Source organism: Mediterranea massiliensis, from assembly GCF_900128475.1.
GTDB lineage: Bacteria > Bacteroidota > Bacteroidia > Bacteroidales > Bacteroidaceae > Bacteroides > Bacteroides massiliensis_E.
The window spans coordinates 169,408-191,665 of the sequence record NZ_LT635834.1; the positions used below are offsets into that span (position 1 = coordinate 169,408).

General features: G+C 51.9%; 19 protein-coding genes. 1 reads left to right on the forward strand and 18 read right to left on the reverse strand.

Annotated features, from left to right (window positions below; all coding sequences use genetic code 11):
• Window positions 1-35: 35 nt before the first annotated feature.
• The 14 genes from BQ7483_RS02020 to BQ7483_RS02090 all read right to left on the reverse strand — a co-directional run bounded on the left by BQ7483_RS02020 (window position 36) and on the right by BQ7483_RS02090 (window position 16,940).
• Window positions 36-1,289 (reverse strand): 6-bladed beta-propeller, encoded by a 1,254-nt coding sequence (locus BQ7483_RS02020; protein ID WP_083535622.1) that lies wholly within the window; start codon window positions 1,287-1,289, stop codon window positions 36-38.
• Between the two features lie 52 nt (window positions 1,290-1,341).
• On the reverse strand, window positions 1,342-2,247 hold the full coding sequence (locus BQ7483_RS02025) for an IS982 family transposase (RefSeq protein ID WP_072544654.1): 906 nt from the start codon (window positions 2,245-2,247) through the stop codon (window positions 1,342-1,344).
• 391 nt (window positions 2,248-2,638) lie between these two features.
• Window positions 2,639-3,787, reverse strand: a complete 1,149-nt coding sequence (locus BQ7483_RS02035; protein WP_139247502.1) for a 6-bladed beta-propeller — start codon at window positions 3,785-3,787, stop codon at window positions 2,639-2,641.
• Window positions 3,788-3,944: 157 nt separating this feature from the next.
• Window positions 3,945-4,169 (reverse strand): NVEALA domain-containing protein, encoded by a 225-nt coding sequence (locus tag BQ7483_RS02040; RefSeq protein ID WP_022020511.1) that lies wholly within the window; start codon window positions 4,167-4,169, stop codon window positions 3,945-3,947.
• Between the two features lie 135 nt (window positions 4,170-4,304).
• Window positions 4,305-5,369, reverse strand: a complete 1,065-nt coding sequence (locus BQ7483_RS02045; RefSeq protein WP_022020512.1) for a helix-turn-helix domain-containing protein — start codon at window positions 5,367-5,369, stop codon at window positions 4,305-4,307.
• A gap of 285 nt (window positions 5,370-5,654) precedes the next feature.
• On the reverse strand, window positions 5,655-7,253 hold the full coding sequence (locus BQ7483_RS02050) for a sulfatase family protein (RefSeq protein ID WP_072544657.1): 1,599 nt from the start codon (window positions 7,251-7,253) through the stop codon (window positions 5,655-5,657).
• 12 nt (window positions 7,254-7,265) lie between these two features.
• Window positions 7,266-9,215 (reverse strand): family 20 glycosylhydrolase, encoded by a 1,950-nt coding sequence (locus tag BQ7483_RS02055; protein WP_072544680.1) that lies wholly within the window; start codon window positions 9,213-9,215, stop codon window positions 7,266-7,268.
• Window positions 9,216-9,390: 175 nt separating this feature from the next.
• Entirely contained in the window at window positions 9,391-10,077 is a 687-nt protein-coding gene (locus tag BQ7483_RS02060; RefSeq protein ID WP_072544658.1) for a zinc metallopeptidase, read from the reverse strand.
• Window positions 10,078-10,219: 142 nt separating this feature from the next.
• The gene (locus BQ7483_RS02065) at window positions 10,220-11,527 is read right to left on the reverse strand and encodes an alpha-L-fucosidase (protein ID WP_072544659.1); all 1,308 of its coding nucleotides are present in this window, start codon (window positions 11,525-11,527) and stop codon (window positions 10,220-10,222) included.
• Between the two features lie 108 nt (window positions 11,528-11,635).
• A complete protein-coding gene (locus BQ7483_RS02070) occupies window positions 11,636-12,907 on the reverse strand; it encodes an adenylosuccinate synthase (RefSeq protein ID WP_072544660.1) in 1,272 nt (423 codons plus the stop codon).
• On the reverse strand, window positions 12,904-13,392 hold the full coding sequence (locus BQ7483_RS02075) for a Fur family transcriptional regulator (RefSeq protein ID WP_072544661.1): 489 nt from the start codon (window positions 13,390-13,392) through the stop codon (window positions 12,904-12,906). Before BQ7483_RS02075 ends, BQ7483_RS02070 begins: the two co-directional genes overlap by 4 nt.
• Window positions 13,393-13,487: 95 nt before the next feature.
• Window positions 13,488-14,147 (reverse strand): DNA alkylation repair protein, encoded by a 660-nt coding sequence (locus BQ7483_RS02080; protein ID WP_072544681.1) that lies wholly within the window; start codon window positions 14,145-14,147, stop codon window positions 13,488-13,490.
• Between the two features lie 148 nt (window positions 14,148-14,295).
• Entirely contained in the window at window positions 14,296-16,344 is a 2,049-nt protein-coding gene (locus tag BQ7483_RS02085; RefSeq protein WP_072544662.1) for a dipeptidyl-peptidase 3 family protein, read from the reverse strand.
• Window positions 16,345-16,475: 131 nt separating this feature from the next.
• The gene (locus BQ7483_RS02090; RefSeq protein ID WP_072544663.1) at window positions 16,476-16,940 is read right to left on the reverse strand and encodes a helix-turn-helix domain-containing protein; all 465 of its coding nucleotides are present in this window, start codon (window positions 16,938-16,940) and stop codon (window positions 16,476-16,478) included.
• Between the two features lie 279 nt (window positions 16,941-17,219).
• On the opposite strand from BQ7483_RS02090, the gene recQ reads away from it, so the two are divergent.
• Window positions 17,220-19,031 (forward strand): DNA helicase RecQ, encoded by a 1,812-nt coding sequence (gene recQ, locus BQ7483_RS02095; protein WP_072544682.1) that lies wholly within the window; start codon window positions 17,220-17,222, stop codon window positions 19,029-19,031.
• A gap of 17 nt (window positions 19,032-19,048) precedes the next feature.
• On the opposite strand, the gene BQ7483_RS02100 is transcribed toward recQ, so the two are convergent.
• The 4 genes from BQ7483_RS02100 to BQ7483_RS02115 are packed head-to-tail and all read right to left on the reverse strand — an operon-like array spanning window position 19,049 to window position 22,172.
• Complete coding sequence (locus tag BQ7483_RS02100; RefSeq protein ID WP_072544664.1) at window positions 19,049-19,897, reverse strand: tetratricopeptide repeat protein; 849 nt, start codon at window positions 19,895-19,897, stop codon at window positions 19,049-19,051.
• Between the two features lie 41 nt (window positions 19,898-19,938).
• Window positions 19,939-20,859 (reverse strand): cysteine synthase A, encoded by a 921-nt coding sequence (gene cysK / locus BQ7483_RS02105; protein WP_072544665.1) that lies wholly within the window; start codon window positions 20,857-20,859, stop codon window positions 19,939-19,941.
• Window positions 20,860-20,865: 6 nt separating this feature from the next.
• The gene (gene leuB, locus BQ7483_RS02110) at window positions 20,866-21,927 is read right to left on the reverse strand and encodes a 3-isopropylmalate dehydrogenase (RefSeq protein WP_022021017.1); all 1,062 of its coding nucleotides are present in this window, start codon (window positions 21,925-21,927) and stop codon (window positions 20,866-20,868) included.
• 5 nt (window positions 21,928-21,932) lie between these two features.
• Complete coding sequence (locus tag BQ7483_RS02115; RefSeq protein WP_022021016.1) at window positions 21,933-22,172, reverse strand: hypothetical protein; 240 nt, start codon at window positions 22,170-22,172, stop codon at window positions 21,933-21,935.
• Window positions 22,173-22,258 lie beyond the last annotated feature (86 nt).

Below are 22,258 nucleotides of genomic sequence, written 5' to 3' on the forward strand. Positions count from 1 at the left end.
TCCGGGACAGCGGCAAACGTATTGCCGCAAACAAATTAATTCGTATCTTCGCCAAGAACCTTCTTCTTTATAAGTGGGTTATGGAATGAGCGGGATGTCTCGCTTTCCTTCCAATACAGACAAACCACCGGATTCCCGACCTGGTCTGCCCACTCCATCAACCGTTTCGTCTGTTCCGACAGCTTCTGGTCCGGATTCAGCCGGAGATATTCGCTCAAATGGACCAGATTGTCCGTCGGAACATAACCAACCAAACAGGTATCGGTCGCTTCCACCGGATTCATCTGGCACTGAAGCAAATCGTTCTCAAGCCATCCGGCATAGAATTGGGAGGACCGCTTGTCATATAGCAAGTCCGTACATTCGCCACCGACAAATGCCTGAACATACAGATAACGGCTGTTTTCCCAACAACTGTTGAATCCGTATACAGGCCAATACTTCTTCACCACATCCGTCACTGGCATTTCCGGACGCACCCTGTCGGGCGTATCCTGAGGAGGATTGTCTTTCCCGAAGTCCAAGGTGTATTTGATCTCCACCGTATCGGCCGAAGCGAGGGAATAAATACGGTTGGACAACGGATGGGAAAACAAAATCCCCTTATCATCCGGCAAATGTGTAAAGACGCGTTTCTGCTGATAGGACGGGATGAGCTTCCCTTCCCAATGACTATACCCCTGCACAAAACTTTTCCGCCTGAGACCCTCCGCCCGATACGTATCCAGCAAAGCAGGTTTCTCCGTATCACCTCTCTTCACGTTATCCGCATAGACAGCCACCGAACGATCCGGCAAAAGTGCCATTTCAAATCCCCGGCTCTCCATCACGCATTCGCGTACAAACGTACCGTCCAACGAGAAATACATCAGCTTGGGAGGAAAAGTCAACAGGCAAACCGTGCTGTCCTCCTCCGAAACGTCAAATCCCCGGATGGACAGATATTCCTCCCGGCCCTGCCCGCGCCGGTCGATACGCGCCATTCCCTTTCCCCGACGGTCGAAGACAAGCAGTTCGTCCCCGCTGAGCACAAAGAAGCGGTTGAGCGCATAACGGAACTGACGGATGTCGGCCACCAGAAAATCGGCCACCGTGTCCAGCGGAACAATCTCCACCCGGGAGAACAGATCCGAATACTTCTGCCGCAACGGCAAAGCCTCTGCATACGACAAGACCTTGCCGACAGCCTCCTGTCCTTCTCCCTTCTTTTCAGGAAAAGAACAGGATACCACCAGCAGACTGCCCAAAAGTATGTACAAGCTTTTTCTCATCATCTTATTCTCAATCATATATACCCCTTTATAAATTTCAATATCTATTTAACGTGAGTTCGATATAAAATTAGAAAATAGCCAGTTGTCCGTCATTGACAAAGTTTACATCAATGGCGGGCTTTTTTTCAAAAAAACAATATGCTGCTATAGCCGACAAAGAGTTGGCTATAAAGTTATTGAACGAACGATGTCTGGAATGTTCTATCTGTGCAATGTTCTTCAGCTCGTCATTGACCGTTTCAATCAAGGCCCTTTTTCTGAGCAGGATCTTGTCGGCAATGCTCATCAGCGAGTTCTTCATATTGTTTTTAACTTTAGTGACAAGCTGAATGCCATTAAGGAAAAGGTTCTCGAAGAGAGCCTGGCCAATATATCCCTTGTCAGCACATAGTTTTCCTTTGATGTTTTCCAGAAACTTACCCTGCTTCAAAGGCTCCCGGTCATCCACGTTTCCAGGAGTAAACATAAAATTGAGGATTTCCCCTTTGTCATTGATTATCAGATGTAGTTTGAATCCGAAGAACCATCCCATAGAACATTTTCCACGCTCGGCAAGTCCTTCAAATGTCTTATGAATAAGGATTCTTTGGTTACGGCAGACACGTAAAGGAGTGGAGTCGACAAAACTGATGCCGGTACATGCCCCCAAAAGAATCTTTTTGATAAAAATGGTCAGAGGAAGCAGCACTTCCTTCTCCAGTTCTACGAAACGGTTATAGGATACCAAACGTGGGAAAAGGTGTTTCAGATGTTTACAGACATATTCCTTGTAGTAATGCTTGAAACAGCGAAAACCACCGGAGTGAAACAGGATTAGAATAACCATAATCTCAGCATCATTCATACGGTTAGGCTTGTTACGATGCCTGGTTTTCTTATCCTCAATCATATATTTTTCCTGTTGCAATGTAAATTCCTTGCAAAAATCATCGGCCATACAATAAATCTCTGTAACTTTAGACTCTGGAAACATAGTGGTAATCGTTTAAATCTTATAATTCAGCACTATAAATTTAATACTTTTATCGCTATGTTTCTAATTATCACTGAAATATATTTATTTTTATTTCGAACTCACGTTAATTTATACAACTAGTACATGATAAAGAAGAGTAATAACATATCAACGCTATCGAATCCTTTATTTCCGGTATGTCAACGGGCCGATTATTATTCAACAATGCCTCATGCATATTTTCTTCTATATATATACGTTCAAATGGCATCATCTCATTCTCCACTTTTTCATATTTTATATCCTCCACATAGAAACTCCAATAAATGGAAGAAAAGATAACTACACACAACATGATGCCAGTTAATACCATTTGCATATATAGTAACAACTTTATTTTCATCTCAAATCATTTCTTGAAAACATATTTAACAATAATCGGATTATTTTCCAACGTTATATATTTGTATCGTTCTGCATCCTTACCTGACAAAACCTGAGGAGAGACCGCTTTGTACAATTCCTTAGGATACAACAAGGAATACAATGCCTCTTCATCCATATAGAAAGGAAAACTTGAACAGTTTTCTTCGTAATACGAAAAAGAACAGACTTTACCTTCCCGCTTATCCACTATCAGATGCATAGGTCTATTCTGATAAGAAAAACTGCAAATGTAATAATGGGAATTTTCTCCGTATGTAATGAAACAAGTCGCCTTTTTGGTTCCCTCGGCATGCCTATGACGTATATAGTACTTTATATCTTTATCCGGCAGGTCGGAAAGGAGCAGATTTGCCTTCCCAAAATCAAAATGATATTTGGACGAAAAAGTCCCCAAACTGTCCGCTACAAAAACCTCACCGTTATAGCCTTGAACAAAATGAACCGTATCCCCATACAAATAGAAAGGAGAAAACGTGTGATGATAAGGTGTCTTGAAAAAAAGAAAACTCGGCAAATCATAATCCTCCTTATAAACCTGCTCTTTCAAAGCATCATACCATATCATTTTGTTTCCATTACGGGAAGAGGAAAATATCAGATATTTGGCGGGCGACAAGGATATGAATTCATGTACAGCAGATATCCCTTCTCCTCTTAAAGAAATTTTCTTTTTAAACGATGTGCCGGATTCATCATACACAAATATATCTCCAAAATCGGATAAAATCTCAAGATTACCAGTAAAATGGTTAAATTGCAAACAAGCCAATGTGCTATACTCCCCAGGGCCTGCACCATAATGATTGATTGACTTGATGAAATGCCCTTTTTCATCAAATTCCCACAACTGATTTTCCTTACCCACCAATAAATAGAACCTATTTTTAAATACAGCCATTTGACGTAAAGGAGCACCCATCAATATACTATCGGAAGTTTCCAAGGGTATCAATTCTATTGATGAAAAAAGATCGAACAACGAAATTTTACTCTTTTCGTCAAGATTCACCACCACAGCCTTCTCTTCATCAACTCTATTGATTGTGCTAACACATCCACTGCAAATAACAATCAGCGACATCAAAACGATATAAACAACTTTTCCACTCATAATCAAACTCAATATATTATAACCATCTGCTTACTCTTTTTTAATGAAGCGTGTTAAATGTTGGCATAAGTGGGTTATGGAATGAGCGGGGATGCCTCGCTTTCTTACACAGGGCATATCCCCCTCATTCCTCAACTTCAATTTCAATCACCGTCCGTCAATACTCCCCTGTTATCACTTTAACCTTGCGGTCATTCAAAGGACAATCAAGCGAACCGTAGCCCAAACAATAGATATTGTGGCCATACTCGTTATCGGCCAACGCCTCCACATTCTCGCGCAACAAATCGGCGGCCGGCTCCCCCTTTTCGGAGATTACTGATACCGTTACTGAAAACAGAATCAAAGCGGCCATACCTGAATAAATGACTTTATTTCTCATATGATATCAATTTATGTGCTATAAAGGTCTGATAAAAGATAGAGAAAAAAACAAAGGCCGTTACATTTGCTGTTACATTTGATTCCTGTCATTTGTAACAATGTGTAACGGCCGTTTTAAGACCTGATTATCAATTCATTTTCCTATTTCATCCGAAAGAAGGAGATGGTAATAATTTTCCTCGCTTACAATACCCACACCAAGCAATTTCAGTTTCTCACGCAAACGGGTCAGCGTTGTACGAAGATTGGAAGAAGCATTTTTGTCACTGATTTTCGGCCAAAACAGCTGTCTTAACACAGCCTTTTCCACCCGCAAACCTTCCGCTTCCAGGAAACAGGTCAACATCCGGATTTCCCGATCGGTCAGTTTTTCCGTTCCACCCGGTCCACACAAAAGTCCACTTTCAAGCTCCACGCTTCCAACGCCCAGGCGAATAACCATACAGTCCTTCCCTGATTCAGTATCCGCCACCGCACCTACCGGCGGAGCTGGAACGCACGCCTCGTCCGTTTCCGTCTTCCTGCAACTCCACCTATATCTGCACCAATGGCACAACCCGGCACAACCCAAACAACAAATTTCCCCCACAAGTAGCGCAAGCAACCAGTCTGTCCACCCCAACAACCTGCAACGACCAACAGAGGAGAAAGCAACAGCTTCCAGTTCACAATAAAGCCCAGCATACCGGACACAGATACTATCGGCATGCGCCACCGAAACAGAATCGGGCAGACAGACCACTTGCCTGCTCCCCGGCAATCTCAACCGAAGCCCCACTGAAGAACTGGAGACCTGCTGACCATCCAAAATCTGCCGCCAACGACTATACAAGCTGTCGGCTGCCATCGGAACATCCAACATCCAATAGGTATGGGTGACACGTACAGACCTGCTATCACCGATATTATGACAATACTTCCCCTTGGGAACAGCATAATAAAGCCTTCCCTGCTCTGTCTCCATATAGCCCTTCACCGTATCCGGCAAGTTTTCATCCAAATCATCCAATTCGGCAGATACGGGTATATTTCCGGTATCCCGAACCGCCAGTTCCCGACGCAGGGCCTCCGTCAGGGTCTCACCTATCAAGGTTTTATAGTCCCGCCACTTGCTGCCGGAACGCACCTCTGCAAAAAACAATGCACACGCGGCACCAGCCAGCAGGCAAACATAAAAAGGAAGTCTTCGGTTTTTCATCTATACTCACGTTATTCTCATTGCAAAAATAAGAAAAAAACTGATTTCAACCATTTCTTCATCCACACTTCCAACCTGCACGGACGAATCAGAAGAAAGACAAGCCCAATCCTAACAAGCAGGAGCGACCTTTTTCCTCCCCTTTCCCCGAGTGAGGGAAAGGTTTTTCCCGTTTGGGAAGGCGCATAGAAAAGCCCGCTACCGGAGGTATGAACCATCCGGTAACGGGCATCTAATTATTCTTACAGCAATCCTGCGGAAACGGTTCCGGCTGTGCCGGAAACTTTATTTCTGCCGGACCTTTGCCGCCTGAAGTTTCTCCTCAATGGGGTCCTTGTACTGGGCCTGGAGTTTCTTCAGCTCGGCGTGCAGGTCGCGGGTCACTTCCTCGTAGCCCGGCTTGCCATAAAGGTTGTTCATTTCCTTGGGGTCTTCCTGGAGGTCGTAGAGTTCCCACTCGTCGATGTCGTTGTAGAAGTGGATGAGCTTGTAGCGCTCGGTGCGCACACCATAGTGGCGCTTCACCATGTGCTCGGCCGGATACTCGTAGAAGTGGTAGTAGAGCGACTTGCGCCAGTCGGCCGGCTTCTCGCCGCGAAGCAGGGGCAGCAGGGAGGCGCCCTGGATGTCGTCGGGGATGGGCGCTCCGGCCAGGTCGAGGAAGGTGGGCGCGTAGTCGATGTTCTGAACCAGCTGCGGGATGTCGCCACGCGTCTGGAAGTCCTTGGGCAGACGCATCACAAGCGGCGTGCGCATGGACTCTTCGTACATGAAACGCTTGTCGAACCAGCCGTGCTCGCCCATGTAGAAGCCCTGGTCGGAGGTATAGACCACGAGGGTGTTGTCCAGCAGGCCCTTCTCCTTCAGGTAGTCGAGCACACGGCCCACGTTGTCGTCGAGCGACTTCACCACCTTGGCATAGTCGCGCATGTAGCGCTGGTACTTCCATTCGGCCAGCTCGCGTCCCTGCGGGTTCTTCTTGTAGAACTCCTCGATGATGGGTGCGTAGAAGGCATCGTACTGGGCACGCTCTTCGGGCGTCAGACGGCCAATGAAGGCTTCATAAGTTCCCTTGAGCGGTGACTTGAGGTCCTTGTGGTACATCTTCGTGTCGTACATGATGTCCATATCCTTCCAGATGCTCATCTCCTGCGCAGCGGCGGCCGGACGGCCTTCGTAGTCGTCATAGAAGTTGTCGGGCATGGGGAAAGTCTTGTCCTCGTAGAGGGAGAGATACTTCAGCTCGGGCAGCCAGTTGCGGTGGATGGCCTTGTGGTGGATGAAGAGGCAGAAAGGTTTGTCCTTGTCGCGCCGGTTCTCCATCCAGTCGATACTCTTGTCGGTGATGAGGTTGGTCAGATAGCCTTTCTCCGTGACGGTATCGTTCTGCATGGTGATGAAGCGCGGGTTGTAGTAGTCGCCTTGGCCGGGCAGGATTTCCCAATAGTCGAAGCCGGTGGGCAGGCTTTCGAGGTGCCACTTGCCGACGATGGCCGTCTGGTAGCCCGCCTGCTGGAGCAACTTGGGCATGGTCTGCTGGGAGCCGTCGAACACGCAGGTGGTGTTGTCCGTGAAGCCGTTGGCGTGGCTGTGCTTGCCCGTAATCATGCAGGCACGGCTGGGGCCGCTCAGCGAGTTGGCCACGAAGCTGTTGGTGAAGCGCACACCGTCGGCGGCGATGCGGTCGAGGTTGGGCGTCTCGATGTAGCGGCGGTCGTAGCAGCTCATCATCTGCGCCGTGTGGTCGTCGGTCATGATGTAGACGATGTTGTAGGGCTTGGCCTCGGCCTTCTTCTGCGCGGAGCAGGACGAGAGGAGGGGCAACACGGCTGCCGTGCCCGAAAGCGAGTACAGCAGCGAGGTGGAGAGGTGGAAATTCTTCATATAAATAAGGTATTATCGGTTGTAAACTTTCAGGTTGGTAATCTTGCTCTTGAACGAGCCGGCCTTCTTGAGCGGGAAGACAAGCGTACGGACATAGTTCATGGAGTCCTTGCCACTATTGAAGTAGCGTTTCTGGATGTCCATCGTCTCAACGAGCTTGCCGTTAATATAGAGCGAGGTGGAACGGTTGTCACCCTTCACCTGTACGTTCAGCTTCTCGCCCGGATAGGGACGAAAACGGAAGGTGTTCAGATAGCCGTCGCGCGCAAAACCGAAACGGCCGCTGACGGGATCGGCCAGGTAGAAGACAGCGTTGTCCGAACGGAAGAGCTCGGTGCCGGGAGTCTCGTCGGCAGCCTCGAGGTCGAAGCTGACGGTATAGCCGTAGCCTATCTCCTCATGGGCCAGGCTGGAACCCGGACGTACTTCGGCCACTTCGTAAACCAGGCCTTCGGTGCGGCCGATGCGGCCCAGCTGGTTGACGCCGGGAGCTTCGCTCAACCCCTGACGCAGACGGTCGAAGTCGGCGTATGGCAGGCCTGCCTGTGCGCCCCACGTCTTGGCGGCCAGCGTCTGCAAGGCGGGGAAGAGGCGGTGATGGATGTCCTTGACGGAGATACCGTTGCCCACGTGGTCGTTCCACACGGCAAACATACCACCCAGGATGGCGGGGTCTTTCTCCTCGAAGACAGCCTTGCCCACGTGGGCAGGCGTCCACTTCTCATAGAGATATTGGGTATTCAGGTAGTCGTAGTAGTAACCGGCGGCAGGCACGATGTAAACCAGTCCGTCGGGGATGCTGATGAGCTTGTAGCCCTGGCGCACCATCTCCTTGGGATCGGCATAGCCGTTGTACCAGGCACTCATGATAACGTTCTCCGACTTAACGGGCGTCTCGCCGGCAGCATGGGTCAGTGCACCCCATACGCAGGCCTGCTTGCCGTAGCTCTCCACCAGACGGATGTAATGGTCGGTAAAGGCACGGAACTTCTCCACTACGTCTTTCTTCTTGTTGGAATACTCGTCGGTACCGATGTGGACACGCGGGCCACGGAACACGGGCTTGTCGCCTTCCAGATATTCCTTAAAGAGGCCGTCCATGAACTTGTAAGTCTCGGGATTGAACAGGTCGAGATGGTCCATGCCATACTCCTTACTGCCTATCTCAGGTTTGTATTGGGTGAAGGCCAGCGTATGGGCGGGCGCGTCGATTTCGGGGATAATCTCGACGAAACGTGAAGCGGCCTCTTCCTGGAAGTCGATGAACTCGCGCTTGGTGTAATAGCCGTCACGGGCGGTGAGGCCGGGATAGGTATCGCACTCCAGACGGAAAGCGGCGTAGGTGCGTCCCCAGTCATGGCCGAAGAACTGCTTGAAGCCGTTGTCGTTGAGGTGCACCTGCAAGGTGTTCATCTTATAATAGGCCATCATCTTCACCAGGTCGCGCATATAGGACATGGGGATGAACTTGCGTCCGCAATCCATCATGAAGCCGCGCATGGCATAGTCGGGCCAGTCGCGCAACTGACCTTTCGGCAGCTGGTGGTCTTCTGTCTGTTCGCTTATCTGGAGCAGGGTACGCGTAGCCCAATAGGCACCGACCACCTCGGGAGCAGAGACGGTGACGTAGCGGTCCACCCGGATGGCATAGCCCTCGCTGCCAAGTTTCTTGTCTTTCTTCAGCGTAAAGTAAATGTCACCGGCAGAAGGTTTGCCCTGAGCGACAGCAGGAGCAGCGCCAAACATCTGCCCATAATCGGCCGCAAAGGCTTCGGCCACGGCACGCAGAGCCTCGTCGGCATAGACGACGCGCATGTCGGAGGAAGGAACAAAATCACCTTTACTCCCCTTCCATTCTTTCAGTTCAGGAACGACAAAAGGTTTCTCATTCTGGGCATACAAGCCCATTTGTACAAACAATGATAACACAAGGAGGCACAAAGCCTTCGAAACAAAACGGATTTTAATCATACGAAAGTTGTTAAAGTTAACAATATCAGCGGTCAAAGATAGTCATTTTCCTGCAAATGCCCAGCCTTTTTACGAAAAGAAATACGACCGACATCCGCCTGCTCCGTGAGGAGGGAAGGACATCGGCCGTATTCAACAAGCGACTAAGGGTAGTTGCGGGACAATATCACTCGCGGCGACCCATGAAAATCATAACGTAATAAATCAGCGTAGCCAACGAACCAAGGGCAGCCACCACATACGTATAGGCGGCAGAGCGGAGGGCGTCTTCGGCCTTGTCGTGGTTATAGGAATTGGTGATGCCGCTCGCACTGAGCCATACCAACGCCCTGCGGCTGGCATTGATTTCCACCGGCAGGGTGACGAAGCTGAACAACGTGGTCATCGCAAAGAGGATGATACCTGCCAGCAGGAAGTTCGAATTGACGTTCAGCAGCAAAATACCGGCCAGCAGCACCCACGTCATGATGTTTGAAGCAAACGAAACGACCGGCACCAGCTTGCTGCGCAGGGTGAGCGGCGCATAGGCACGGGCATGCTGCAAGGCGTGTCCGCACTCATGGGCAGCTACGGCAGCGGCCATGATGCTGTTGCTGGAGTAAACGCTCTCGCTCAGGTTGACGGTCTTGTTGGCAGGGTTGTAGTGGTCGGTCAGGTGTCCGGGCGTACAAGTGACCTGTACGTCATAAATCCCGTTGTCGTTAAGCATCTTACGAGCTACGTCGGCCCCCGTCATACCATTGCCTGTAGGTATTTGCGAGTATTTCTTGAACTTGTTTTGCAGGTTCATCTGCACCAACCAGCTCACAACGGCTACGCCGATAAATATAATCCATTGCATTCCTATTACCATAATCTATTCTCTATTATTTTAATTATTTGACAATATGCGTTTTTCTACCAAGTGCAAATAGTTTGCCAAAGATAAGCGATGACAGGCAAGTAGCCTCAGGAATTAACACAGATTATAAATTTTCCATTGTTTTACGTCCCAATCAATCAAGTTGCAATTCTACAACCTTGTCCACCTCCGTTGGCACTTCATCAAGCTGAAGAACAATACCACCATCCACACGCTTGAACTTCAAAGCCTGACGGCTTGCAAAATCCATCGCACGTTTCACCTTCTGGCCTTCCAAAGGCAAGAAGAGTGCTTTGTCCTGCAAATCAAGGATGTGAACAAACAAACGATCATCCTTTTGCGTAGTCACACCCCAAGGATGCGGAGCGACACAACCGCCACGTGTGCCATAAATGGTTTCACCATACGTCTGCATCCACTCACCCATCTCCTTCAAGCGCTCTACGGCCACCTGAGGCAGGCATCCGTCGGGCTGAGGGCCGATATTCATCAACAAGTTGGCATCCTTGCCGGCGGCTTTCACCAGATAATGAATCAAGGTTTTCGTCGATTTATAGTTCTGGTCGGTAATCTTGTACCCCCACATGCCGTTCATCGTTTCACACGTTTCCAGAGGTAAGTTGCTGATGTCCTGCCCCGAAAGGCCCGCCTTGTTTTCGCCCGGCAGGTCGCGTTCGAAGATTTGAATGTCTTCACCCTCGAAAGGCACTTGGTGATGGTTGTTACCCACAAGGCAGGCGGGTTGGAGCTTGTGTATCAGTTCATACTGGCCGGGCAGCTGCCAGTCGAAGTCGGGATTTTGGTCCTGATCCCACCAGCCGTCGAACCAGATGGCGCCTATCGGCCCGTAGTTGGTGAGCAGCTCCGTCAGCTGGTTGTTCATGAACTGATAATAGGTGGGCCAGTTGCCTTTGGAGTCAGGACGACCTGTCCCCCTACCCGTACGACCCCAGGGATAATCTTCACGATACCAGTCAAGATGTGAATAATACAGATGCAGACGGATGCCCTGCTTGTGACATTCGTCGGCCAGTTCCTTCAAGACGTCGCGCTTGAAGGGTGCGGCATCCACTACATTGTAGTCAGAGTATTTCGTATCGAACATGGAGAAGCCTTCGTGATGACGGGTCGTGAAGCAGATGTACTTGGCTCCCGAAGCCTTGATGGCGGCCACCCACTCGGCGGCATTGAACTTCGAGGGATAGAATCCGCCTGCCAGCTTGGCATACTCCTTGTAGTTCAGATTGTTGTTGGTCATAGTCCATTCGCCCGTAGCCAGCATGGCATACAAGCCCCAGTGAAGGAAAATGCCGAAACGGGCATCGCGAAACTCCTGGCGCGATTTCAGATTTTCTTCCGTGGGCGTATAACGCTGGGCACGCACGGGAAGTGACAGGCAGGTCCCTACCAACAGGGCCAAAGCTAAAAGATGTGTCTTCATGAGGAAAAAGGTGTTTTAAGTGAATGAAAAGTATGTTTTAAGGAACAAAAAACGCAGGCTTCCTGAAGCGCAAGCAGGAGAGTCTACGTTTTGTCTATGGCATCCGAATTATTCTTCGGTATATCGTTCGATGGTCTGCTCGCGGTCAGGACCTACGGACACAATCTTGATGGGCACACCCAGCTGTTCTTCAAGGAAGGACAGGTAGGCATTGAACTCTTCGGGGAACTCGTCCTCGCTCTGCATCTTGGTCATGTCGGTCTGCCAGCCAGGAAGCTCCACATAGACAGGCTCCACACCTTCGGTGATGTCGAAGGGGAAGTAGTCGATTTCTTCACCGTCCATCTTGTAGGCTACGCAGGCCTTGATGGTCTCGAACGTGTCGAGCACATCGCTCTTCATCATGATGAGCTTCGTCACACCATCCACCATCACGGCATACTTCAACGCCACGAGGTCAATCCATCCGCAACGACGACGACGACCGGTAACGGAGCCGAATTCGTGTCCGAGCGTACAAATCTTGTCGCCCGTCTCGTCGAAGAGCTCGGTGGGGAAAGGACCAGCCCCCACACGCGTGCAATAAGCCTTGAAGATACCATAGACATCGCCAATCTTGCAAGGAGCCACACCCAAACCCGTGCAAGCGCCCGCACAAATGGTATTGGACGAAGTGACGAAAGGATAGGATCCGAAGTCGATGTCGAGCATCGTGCCCTGAGCACCCTCGCAGAGGACGGACTTGCCTTCGTTCAAAAGGCCGTTGATTTCGTGTTCGCTATCCACCAACTGGAATTGCTTCAGGTATTCGATGCCTTCGAACCAGGTCTTTTCGGCCTCGGCCAAGTCGTATTCGTAGTTCAAGCTCTTGAGAATCTGTTCGTGGCGGGCCTTGGCGGCGGCATACTTCTGGTCGAAGTTGTGCAGCAGGTCGCCCACGCGCAAACCGTTGCGGCTAACCTTGTCGGTATAGGTAGGACCGATGCCCTTGCCCGTCGTACCCACTTTGGCATCGCCCTTGGCGGCCTCGTAGGCAGCGTCGAGCAGACGGTGGGTGGGCATGATGAGATGGGCCTTCTTCGAGATGTGAAGGCGCTGCTTCAGGTCGTGGCCCGATGCTTCGAGCGCTTCGGCCTCAGCCTTGAAGAGAGCCGGATCGAGCACTACGCCATTTCCGATGATATTCACCTTGTCGCCCTGGAAAATTCCCGAAGGAATCGAGCGGAGTACATACTTCTGACCTTCGAACTCCAGTGTATGACCGGCGTTCGGTCCGCCCTGAAAACGAGCCACCACGTCGTAACGCGGCGTCAGCACATCGACGACTTTGCCTTTGCCTTCGTCGCCCCATTGCAATCCTAACAGTACATCTACTTTCATTTTTCTTTCTTATGAATGTTGTTTTTCAATTTTTTCTTGTTGGCACGCTCGCACTTGCTGCACAATCCATACATGTAGAGGGAATAGTGCGTCAGACTGAAGCGGCTAAGCTTGGTATGCTCGATGGCGTGCTGGAGGTCTTCGTTCTGAAACTCCGTCACCTTGCCGCACTGAATGCAAATCTGATGGTGGTGGGTGTCGCGGTTGTAGCTCTTCTCATATTGCGACGAGTTGCCGAACTGATGCTTGATGACCAGCCGCGCGTTGATGAGCAGGATGATGGTATTGTAGAGGGTAGCCCTGCTGACACGGAACTTTTCCTGGTCGGCCATCAGCGAGTAGAGCGTGTCGATGTCGAAATGGCCGTCAATGGAGTAGATGGTATCAAGAATGGCAAAGCGTTCGGGAGTCTTCCGATGCCCGTTCGCATTGAGATATTCGGTGAATATCTGCTTGACCGTATCTTTCACATTCTGAGCTTCCATCTTTCAGGCCGTTTTTTCTCTAACAGCCAACAAAGTTAAGCCTTTTTTGTGGAAAGCAAAAGGAAAAGCTGGAAAAGTTGCCAAGCGGACCGAACTCATCCGACCATGCCGCTCACCACTTCGTAGAGCAGGCGTTCGGCTTCGGAAGAAGAATCTTTCATACCATCCACGCATCGGCAAACCCTGAACGCATGCTCCTCGCTATGCTCCATGAAACGGCGGAGGGCAGCGGCAACGGCATTGCGTACGGCATAGGAGCCGGCAAGGAAGCACGACACGGCCTGATCGAGAAACTCATTGGCTACGCGGTCGTCCATATCGCCCTTCTTCTGAAGCAGGCGGGCGATGGTGAGGAAGCCGCACACTTGTGCCAACTCGCGCTCGTCGGCTATCCAACGGAAGGCTTTGGCAGGTGCATAAGACAGATGCTGGAAGAGATTCATCGACGTGAGTTCGGCAATCTCGACCGTGGGCATGGTATCCACCCAGATGTCGGCTATCTCGGGCAAAAAGGTATCAACAGGCTGGAGCAGGCCGGCCAGTATCTTGCATTCGCGGATGTCTTCCTTCCACAAGGCCTGAGCCAGAGCGTGGTCTTTCTCATAAGCGGCGGCAATTCCCTTGATGCGGGGCAGCTCGACGCCGAAGTTCAGTTTATAGACAAGCCCCTTCTCGCGCATGCTCTGCGACACGGCACCGTTCATCGAAAGGCGGAGCTGGGTCTTGATATCTTTCAGTTGTTCGTGTAAGTCCATCATTCAAATATAGTGAAAATAACAATAGTAGCCTCATAAGGCCTTCTCTTGGGACACGTTAGGCACGAACGACACAAATTGTCACATCGGTTCGTCTGTGAAAATCGTGGCATCCGTGCCTAAAGACAGGTATATCGTACGTCAAGTCTTATTCGTTGACGTAAGGCAGGGTGGCGTAATCCTTGCTATAGCGGAGCATCTGCTCGGCATAGCCTTCGTCGTAGGTCACCTTCACGTCGGTGATGTTGCCTTCGGCGTCGGTCACGGCCTCATACTTCGGATTGACAAAACCCTTGTAGGGAGCCAGGTTCAGCTTCTTGTAGCGTTCGAGCACTTCGGCATGCAGTTCAGGATCGACCTTCACGGCATAGTTCTCGACCAGCTGGCGGGCACCTTCGAAGTCGCCCGTCGACTTGATGCGCTGGATTTCGGCCAGCAATTCGCCGAAGAGGGTACGCACCTTGGCGTAATCGTTCACCACCACATAGGTCTTGCCGTCCTTCTTCTTCAATTCGACCACCTTGTCGGCCGCTCCCTTCTCGTACACCCAACGGGCGATAAGGGCACGGTTGCGCATGTGTGCTTCCTCAATCTGGTTGCCCGGCTCGATGCGTACCAGCTGGGTCATCAGGCCGTTCATCAGGTAGGTATAGAACTGGGCCTTGTAGGCATCGGCATCAGGCAGAAGCCCCAGCTCGACCAGCTTGGGATCGGCTACATAGTAGAGGCCAAACAAGTCAGCACGGGCTTCCTCGATAGTAGAGCCATAAGCCTTCAGGGCATCGGGATCAACACCAGGAAGCAGCTTGCCCGAACCGTGGCCGAGGCATTCGTGCAGGTCGGTATGAAGTTCGTCGGTCAGGTCGGCATACTTGTTGATATTGTCCAGTTCGGCTTGGCTATAAACAAACTCTTCGTTGAAGCCATTGCCGTGGGCGGCCTTGTTGTAAGCATCGGTAATGTTGCCGATAGTCACCGACTTGGAGCCGTGCTGGCTACGTATCCAGTTGGCATTAGGCAAGTTGATGCCGATAGCCGTAGCCGGATAGAGATCGCCTGCCAGGATGGCGGCGGTGATGACCTTGGCCGACACGCCTTTCACTTCTTCTTTCTTGAATTGCTTGTCCACGGGCGAATGGTCTTCGAACCACTGGGCATTGCTGCTGATGATTTCCGTACGGCGGGTAGCCTCGAGGTCCTTGAAGTTGACAAGCGACTCCCAGCTGGCCTTCATGCCCAACGGGTCGCCATAGCTTTCGGTAAAGCCGTTCACGAAATCCACGCGCGAATTCAAATCTTTCACCCAAAGAATTGCATAGTCGTCGAAGGTCTTCAGGTCGCCTGTTTCGTAGTATTCCACCAACTTGGCGATGACCGCCTTCTGTTCGGGTGTCTCGGCCACGCCTTCAGCTTTCTTCAACCAATAAACAATTTTCTCGAGAGCCTGGCCGTAGAGTCCGCCCACCTTCCATACCTTTTCCTGAACACGGCCGTTTTCCTTCACCAAACGGCTGTTTAGTCCATAGGAAACGGGCGTTTCGTCCTTGGGATCCTTCAGGGCGTTATAGAAGTCTTCAGCTTCCTTCTGCGTTACACCCTCATAGTAGTTGCAGGCGGAGGTGAGCACCAGGTCTTCGCCATCGGCCTGATTGACGCGCTTGGGCATCACGGCCGGATCGAAAATGACGGGGAAAATCTCGTCGCAGAATTGCTCCAGCGTCTGCCCTTCGGCCAAGGGAAGCTGGGAAGCATCGACACTGGCCAGAGCCTGCTTGAAGAATTCGGGGGTAAAGCCCGGCACAAACTTCTCGCATCCGTAGTGATGGTGGATGCCGTTGGAGAACCATACACGCTTGAGGTAAACCTCCATTGCCTTGAAGTCGGCCGACTGCTTGTCGCCCTTATAACCTGTATAGACAGCCTCCAGAGCCTTGCGGATGCGGAGGTTGTATTTGCCGTTCTGGTCGAACAGGATGTCACGGCCCTGCAGAGCCGCTTCCGTCAGATAGTAAACCAGCTGCTTCTGCTGGAGTGAAAGCTCCTCGAAGCCCGGCACACGATAGCGTAAAATCTGTAAATCTGCAAATTGTTCCACTGTATAATCAAATTTTTCTGCCTCGGCAGTCGTTTGTTTCTGGCCTCCGCAAGCGGAAAGTATCGCCAGAGCGGCGGCCATCGAAAGAAATTGTTTTCTCATATATCGGTCTGTTTAAGTAATCTCAATTCCGTACATACCTTCCGTAACATCGGTCATAAATAAAAAAGGAAGTATCCCGAAGCCTCGGCTCCCGAATATTTCCTTTTTTATCCACTCCTTACGGAGTAGGGTTATTTTTTCTTTTCCGCATGCTTTTTGCGATAGCTGTTCGGAGTTTCACCGACATTCTTGTAAAAAGCCGCATAGAAAGACTGACGGTTGGCAAAACCTACCATCGTACTGATTTCTTCCACATTCTTGTCTGCATATCTCTTGTCTTTCAGCAGGTGCATGGCTTCCTTGACGCGATACTCGTTCAGCAGGCAGGAATAGTTCATACCAAAACGTGAATTGACCACCGCCGACAAATAGCGGGTGTTGGTTTCCAGGTCTTTAGCCAACTCTTTGGCAGAGTAGTCACGATCTCTATACTTCTTCTGCACGACAATGATGTTCATAATCTTGTCATACAATTCGTCAGCCAGTTCGGGACGAATCAAAGCACGGTAGGCCGCGTCCTTCTCTTTCTTTTCACGCAGGTTGTACGGGCGTTTCTTAGAAGCCTCTTCCTGCGTTTTGTTCTCTAAATCACTCATTGAATTAACTGGTTAGGGGTTTTACATTTCGTGTCCTAACAATCTGTTTTGTTTAGGACATACAAAAGTCTGCTTTTTTTTTTATATATGCAACTATTTTCGTACATATTTCTCCCCTAAAAAGAATAAAAAAGATTGAATAAAAGCATAAAAATGTAATAAAATCGCGTAGAAGCCCGTCTCGCGCATCCGAATATTCATGGGAAAGACAGCGCGAATATTCAAATAAATGGTGTAACTTTGCCCAAGAAAAAATATAGACACCGCCGCATGACTCAAATCCAACAAGTGCTCAAGACCTATTTCGGGTACGACAGCTTCCGTCCGCAACAAGAAGAAATCATCCGACATCTGTTACAAAAAAGAGATGCCCTGGTGCTGATGCCTACCGGTGGTGGCAAGTCCGTCTGTTATCAGGTGCCCGCCCTCGTGTGCGAAGGAACTGCCGTCGTCGTGTCACCCCTCATCTCACTGATGAAGGACCAGGTGGAAAGTCTGTGCACCAACGGAATCGCCGCCGCAGCCCTGAACAGCAACAACGACGAGACAGAAAACCTGCGCATCCGCCGAACCTGCATGGAAGGAAAACTGAAACTGCTCTACATCTCGCCCGAGAAGTTGCTGGCCGAGGCCAACTACCTGCTGCGCGACATCTCCATCTCGTTCTTCGCCATTGACGAAGCACACTGCATCTCGCAATGGGGACACGACTTCCGGCCGGAATACGCCCAACTGGGCATCCTGCGGAGCCTCTTCCCACAGACGCCCGTCATTGCCCTGACCGCCACTGCCGACAAGCTGACGCGTGAAGACATCGTCCGGCAACTGCACTTGCGGGAACCGCGTATCTTCCTCTCGTCGTTCGACCGACCCAACCTGAGCCTGACCGTCAAGCGTGGTTACCAGCAGAAGGAGAAGAACAAAGCCATCCTCGACTTCATCGGCAGGCATCGGGGCGAAAGCGGCATCGTCTACTGCATGAGCCGGAGCAAGACGGAAAGCGTGGCACAAATGTTGCAGAAGAGCGGTATCCGTACCGCCGTCTACCATGCCGGGCTGGATACCGAAAAGCGCAACCGCGCACAGGACGACTTCATCAACGACCGCATACAGGTAGTGTGTGCCACCGTCGCTTTCGGCATGGGCATCGACAAGAGCAACGTGCGGTGGGTCATCCACTACAACCTGCCCAAGAGCATCGAGAGTTTCTATCAGGAAATAGGACGTGCCGGACGCGACGGCCTGCCAAGCGACACCCTGCTCTTCTACTCGATGGCCGACCTCATCCTGCTGACCAAGTTTGCCAACGAAAGCGGACAGCGTGAGATCAATCTGGAAAAACTCCAGCGCATGCAACAATATGCCGAGGCCGACATCTGCCGACGACGCATCCTGCTGAACTATTTTGGCGAACAACGGGCACACGATTGCGGCAACTGCGACGTATGCAAGAATCCGCCCGAACGGTTCGACGGCACCGTCATCGTACAGAAAGCACTGAGCGCCATTGCCCGCACCAACCAGCAGATCGGTACCCCAATGCTGGTAGACATCCTGCGCGGCAACCTCAATGCCGAACTCAAAGAAAAGGGATACCACCAGCTGAAAACCTATGGAGCCGGACGCGACATCCCCGCCCGCGACTGGCAGGACTACCTGCTACAGATGCTGCAAATGGGATATTTCGAAGTGGCTTACAACGAAAGCAACCACCTGAAGATAACCCCTGCGGGAAGCGATGTCCTCTTCGGCAGGGAGACAGCCCGCCTGGTGGTCATCCGCAGGGAGGAAACGACGGGCACGCGAGGAAGGAAACGGCAGGCGGCATCGCCAGTCATGCGCGAACTGCCACTGGGAATGGACAGTGGCGAGAGCGCCGATCTCTTCGAAGCCCTCAAGAACCTGCGCAAACGCCTGGCCGATGAGGAAGTACTACCTGCCTACATCGTCTTGTCCGACAAGGTGCTGCACCTGCTGGCCGCCCAACGCCCCACGACCCTCGAAGCCTTCGGCAACGTGAGCGGCATCAGCGAATACAAGAAACGGAAATACGGGAAAGAATTCGTCAAGCTCATCCGACGCTTCGTCTGACCGGAACAACCGCCGTCCTACCTGCACTGACGCAACAATTCGCGTACCTCGCTTTGGGGCACGCCCAGCGAAACGGCCTTCTCCAGGTCGCGCTTGGCCTGCGTTTTCTTTTCCTGCATCAGATAGACCCGCCCGCGCATCAAGTAGGCCTCCACCTGTTCAGGATCCAGCCGGATGGCTTCGTCCAGATCCATCAGAGCCAAATCGGTGTTCCGCATGTCGAGTTCCACGCCGGCACGGGCTACATAGACCACCGCCAGCTCACGAGGAGCATAAGGCGTCGAACCGCCCTTATCGGCCAGCATGCCTTCGAGCACCTTCAGGGCCTCGCCATAGCGGGCCTCACGCTGGTGGAGGGTAGCCAGCCCCAGACGGGCACTGTAGTGACGGGGATCCACCTTCAGCAGCGTGTCATAGTCGAGACGGGCAAACTTGTAGTCGCGCCGGTTCATGTAGATGTAGGCACGCATCAGCAGCGCTTCGACGTTGTGGGGTTCCAGCTCGATGACCTGCGAATAGTCGGCACGGGCCTTGTCGTCCTGCCCCATCTCGAGCGAGAGGGTGGCATGGTTCATCAGGATGGGAACAGACATGGGAGCGATGTTGAGGGCCAGCCGATAGGACTCCAAAGCCTGCTCGTAACGGTGCTGGCTGCGCTGGATAGTCCCCAAATTGGAGAAAAGCAGAGCATTGCGCGCATTGGCCGGCTCCAGTTTCAGAGCCTGGCGGATGCAGTACTCAGCCTGTTCGAGGCTATCTTGCTCGGTGGCAGTCACGGCACGTTCGCACCATTCGTCATAGGTTTGCGACAGAGCAGGTAGCCAAGTGACTACAAGCAGGAGTACGGACAGGAAGGCTTTCTTCATATGCAATAAATACAGTATATATAAGGTATAAATAATCGGGATCAATACAGCCCCACCGACAAATAACGCTCGCCGGTATCGGGCAGAAGCACGACGATACATTTGCCCTGCATATCGGGCCGGGTAGCCAAAGTGCAGGCAGCATGAAGCGCGGCACCCGATGAAATGCCGGCCAGCAGCCCTTCGGTGGCAGCCAGCTCACGGGAAGCGTGAAAAGCATCGTCGTCGGACACGGGAATCACCTCGTCGACGACAGAAGCGTCGTAGTTGCCAGGTACGAAATTAGCACCGATGCCCTGCAGGCGGTGAGGTCCGGCCTGTCCGCCCTCAAGTACAGGCGACGAAGCCGGCTCGACGGCTACGATACGCACAGCAGCGTTATGTTTCTTCAGTGCACGAGCCACACCACTGACGGTACCGCCCGTTCCTACACCGGCCACAAAGACATCGACCTGCCCAGCGGTTTCGGTCCATATTTCCTCACCGGTAGTACGCTCGTGCACGGCCGGATTGGAAGGGTTGTCGAACTGCTGGAGGATGACGGCACCGGACGTGGCGTCACGCAATGCCTCGGCCTTGGCAATGGAACCTGCCATTCCCTCCGCACCGGACGTCAACACAATTTCAGCTCCCAGGGCCTTCAGCAGGTTGCGACGCTCAAGGCTCATGGTCTCGGGCATGGTGAGTATAAGGTGGTAGCCCTTGATGGTAGCCACCATGGCCAGGCCGATACCCGTATTGCCGCTGGTAGGCTCGATAATGGTAGCGCCGGGCTGCAGCAAGCCACGAGCTTCGGCATCTTCAATCATGGCCAGGGCAGTACGTGCCTTCACACTGCCCGAAGGGTTAAACATCTCCAGTTTTGCCACCAGCGGACGGGGCAGCCCATGCAGACGGCTGTAGGCCGACAGCTCCATGAGCGGAGTGCGGCCTACCAGATCTATCAGGTTCTTTGCTATCATGATGCGTCAAGCTTTCTTTATATAGTCCACCAACCAGGCACCGACTTCCTTCGTGCCATACTTGGCTCCGCCCTCCACCTGAATTTCAGGCGTACGGACATTGGCATCGAGCGAAGCATCGACCGCCTTTCGGATAAGGGTTCCTTCCTCCTTCAGGTTGAAATATTCGAAGAGCATGGCTACGGAGAGTACCTGTGCCAGCGGATTGGCGATGTTCAGCCCCTTGGCCTGCGGCCACGAACCGTGAATGGGTTCAAAGACCGGTGTGCTCTCGCCCGTAGAGGCCGAAGGAAGCAAGCCCATCGAACCGCTGATGACGGAGCCTTCGTCCGTCAGAATGTCGCCAAAGGTGTTCTCGGTGACCATCACGTCGAAGAAGCGCGGTTCCTGTATCATCTTCATGGCGGCGTTGTCGACGTACATATAGTCGGTCGTCACTTCGGGATATTTGGGGGCCATCTCTTGGGCTATCTGACGCCAGAGGCGGGAAGAAGCCAACACGTTGGCCTTGTCGACTACCGTCAGATGCTTGCGACGCTTCATGGCATACTCGAAGCCGACACGGAGGATGCGCTCAATCTCGGGACGGGTGTAATAGTTCGTATCCCATGCCTTGTCGTTGTCCTGGTATTTCTCGCCGAAGTACATGCCGCCCGTCAGTTCGCGGATGCAGAGGAAGTCGGCACCCTCGACCAGCTCGGCGCGCAGGGGCGACTTGTGCAGGAGGCACTTGAAGGTCTGCACGGGGCGAATGTTGGCGTAGAGGCCAAGACGCTTGCGCATGGCCAGCAGGCCCTGCTCGGGACGCACCTTGGCAGTGGGGTCGTTGTCGAAGCGCGGGTCGCCCACGGCCGAGAAGAGAACAGCGTCGGCGTTCTTGCATATCTGATAGGTGGCTTCGGGGAAGGGATCGCCCACTTCGTCGATGGCATGTGCACCGCAGAGGGCGTATTCGTACGTCACCTTGTGACCAAACTTCTCGCATACGGCGGTCATTACATCCACACCTACGGCGGATATTTCGGGGCCGATACCGTCACCGGCCAATACTGCTACTTTCAGTTCCATATCGTTTATTCGTTATTATTCAATAATTCTTGTACTTTGTCTTTATACTTCTTGTTCCTGAGACGCCGGCGGTCGGCAGCAATGAAGCCTGCGGTGAGCAGGGCCGCCACCACGACGTTGACCAGCAGATTGCCGTCCTTCCACTCCTCGTCGGGGCTTAGCCAACGCAGCAAGCCATTGACGGCCAGCAGCAGAACGAACACCAGCACGTAGCGCTGCCAGGGTTTCAAGCTAATCTTTTTCATGTTTCACCTTTGTTTCAGGGCTCAAAATAAGCATTTTATTCCATATCTCCGGCCCTAATTTTTCTTAAAAGTCTGAACGGACCACT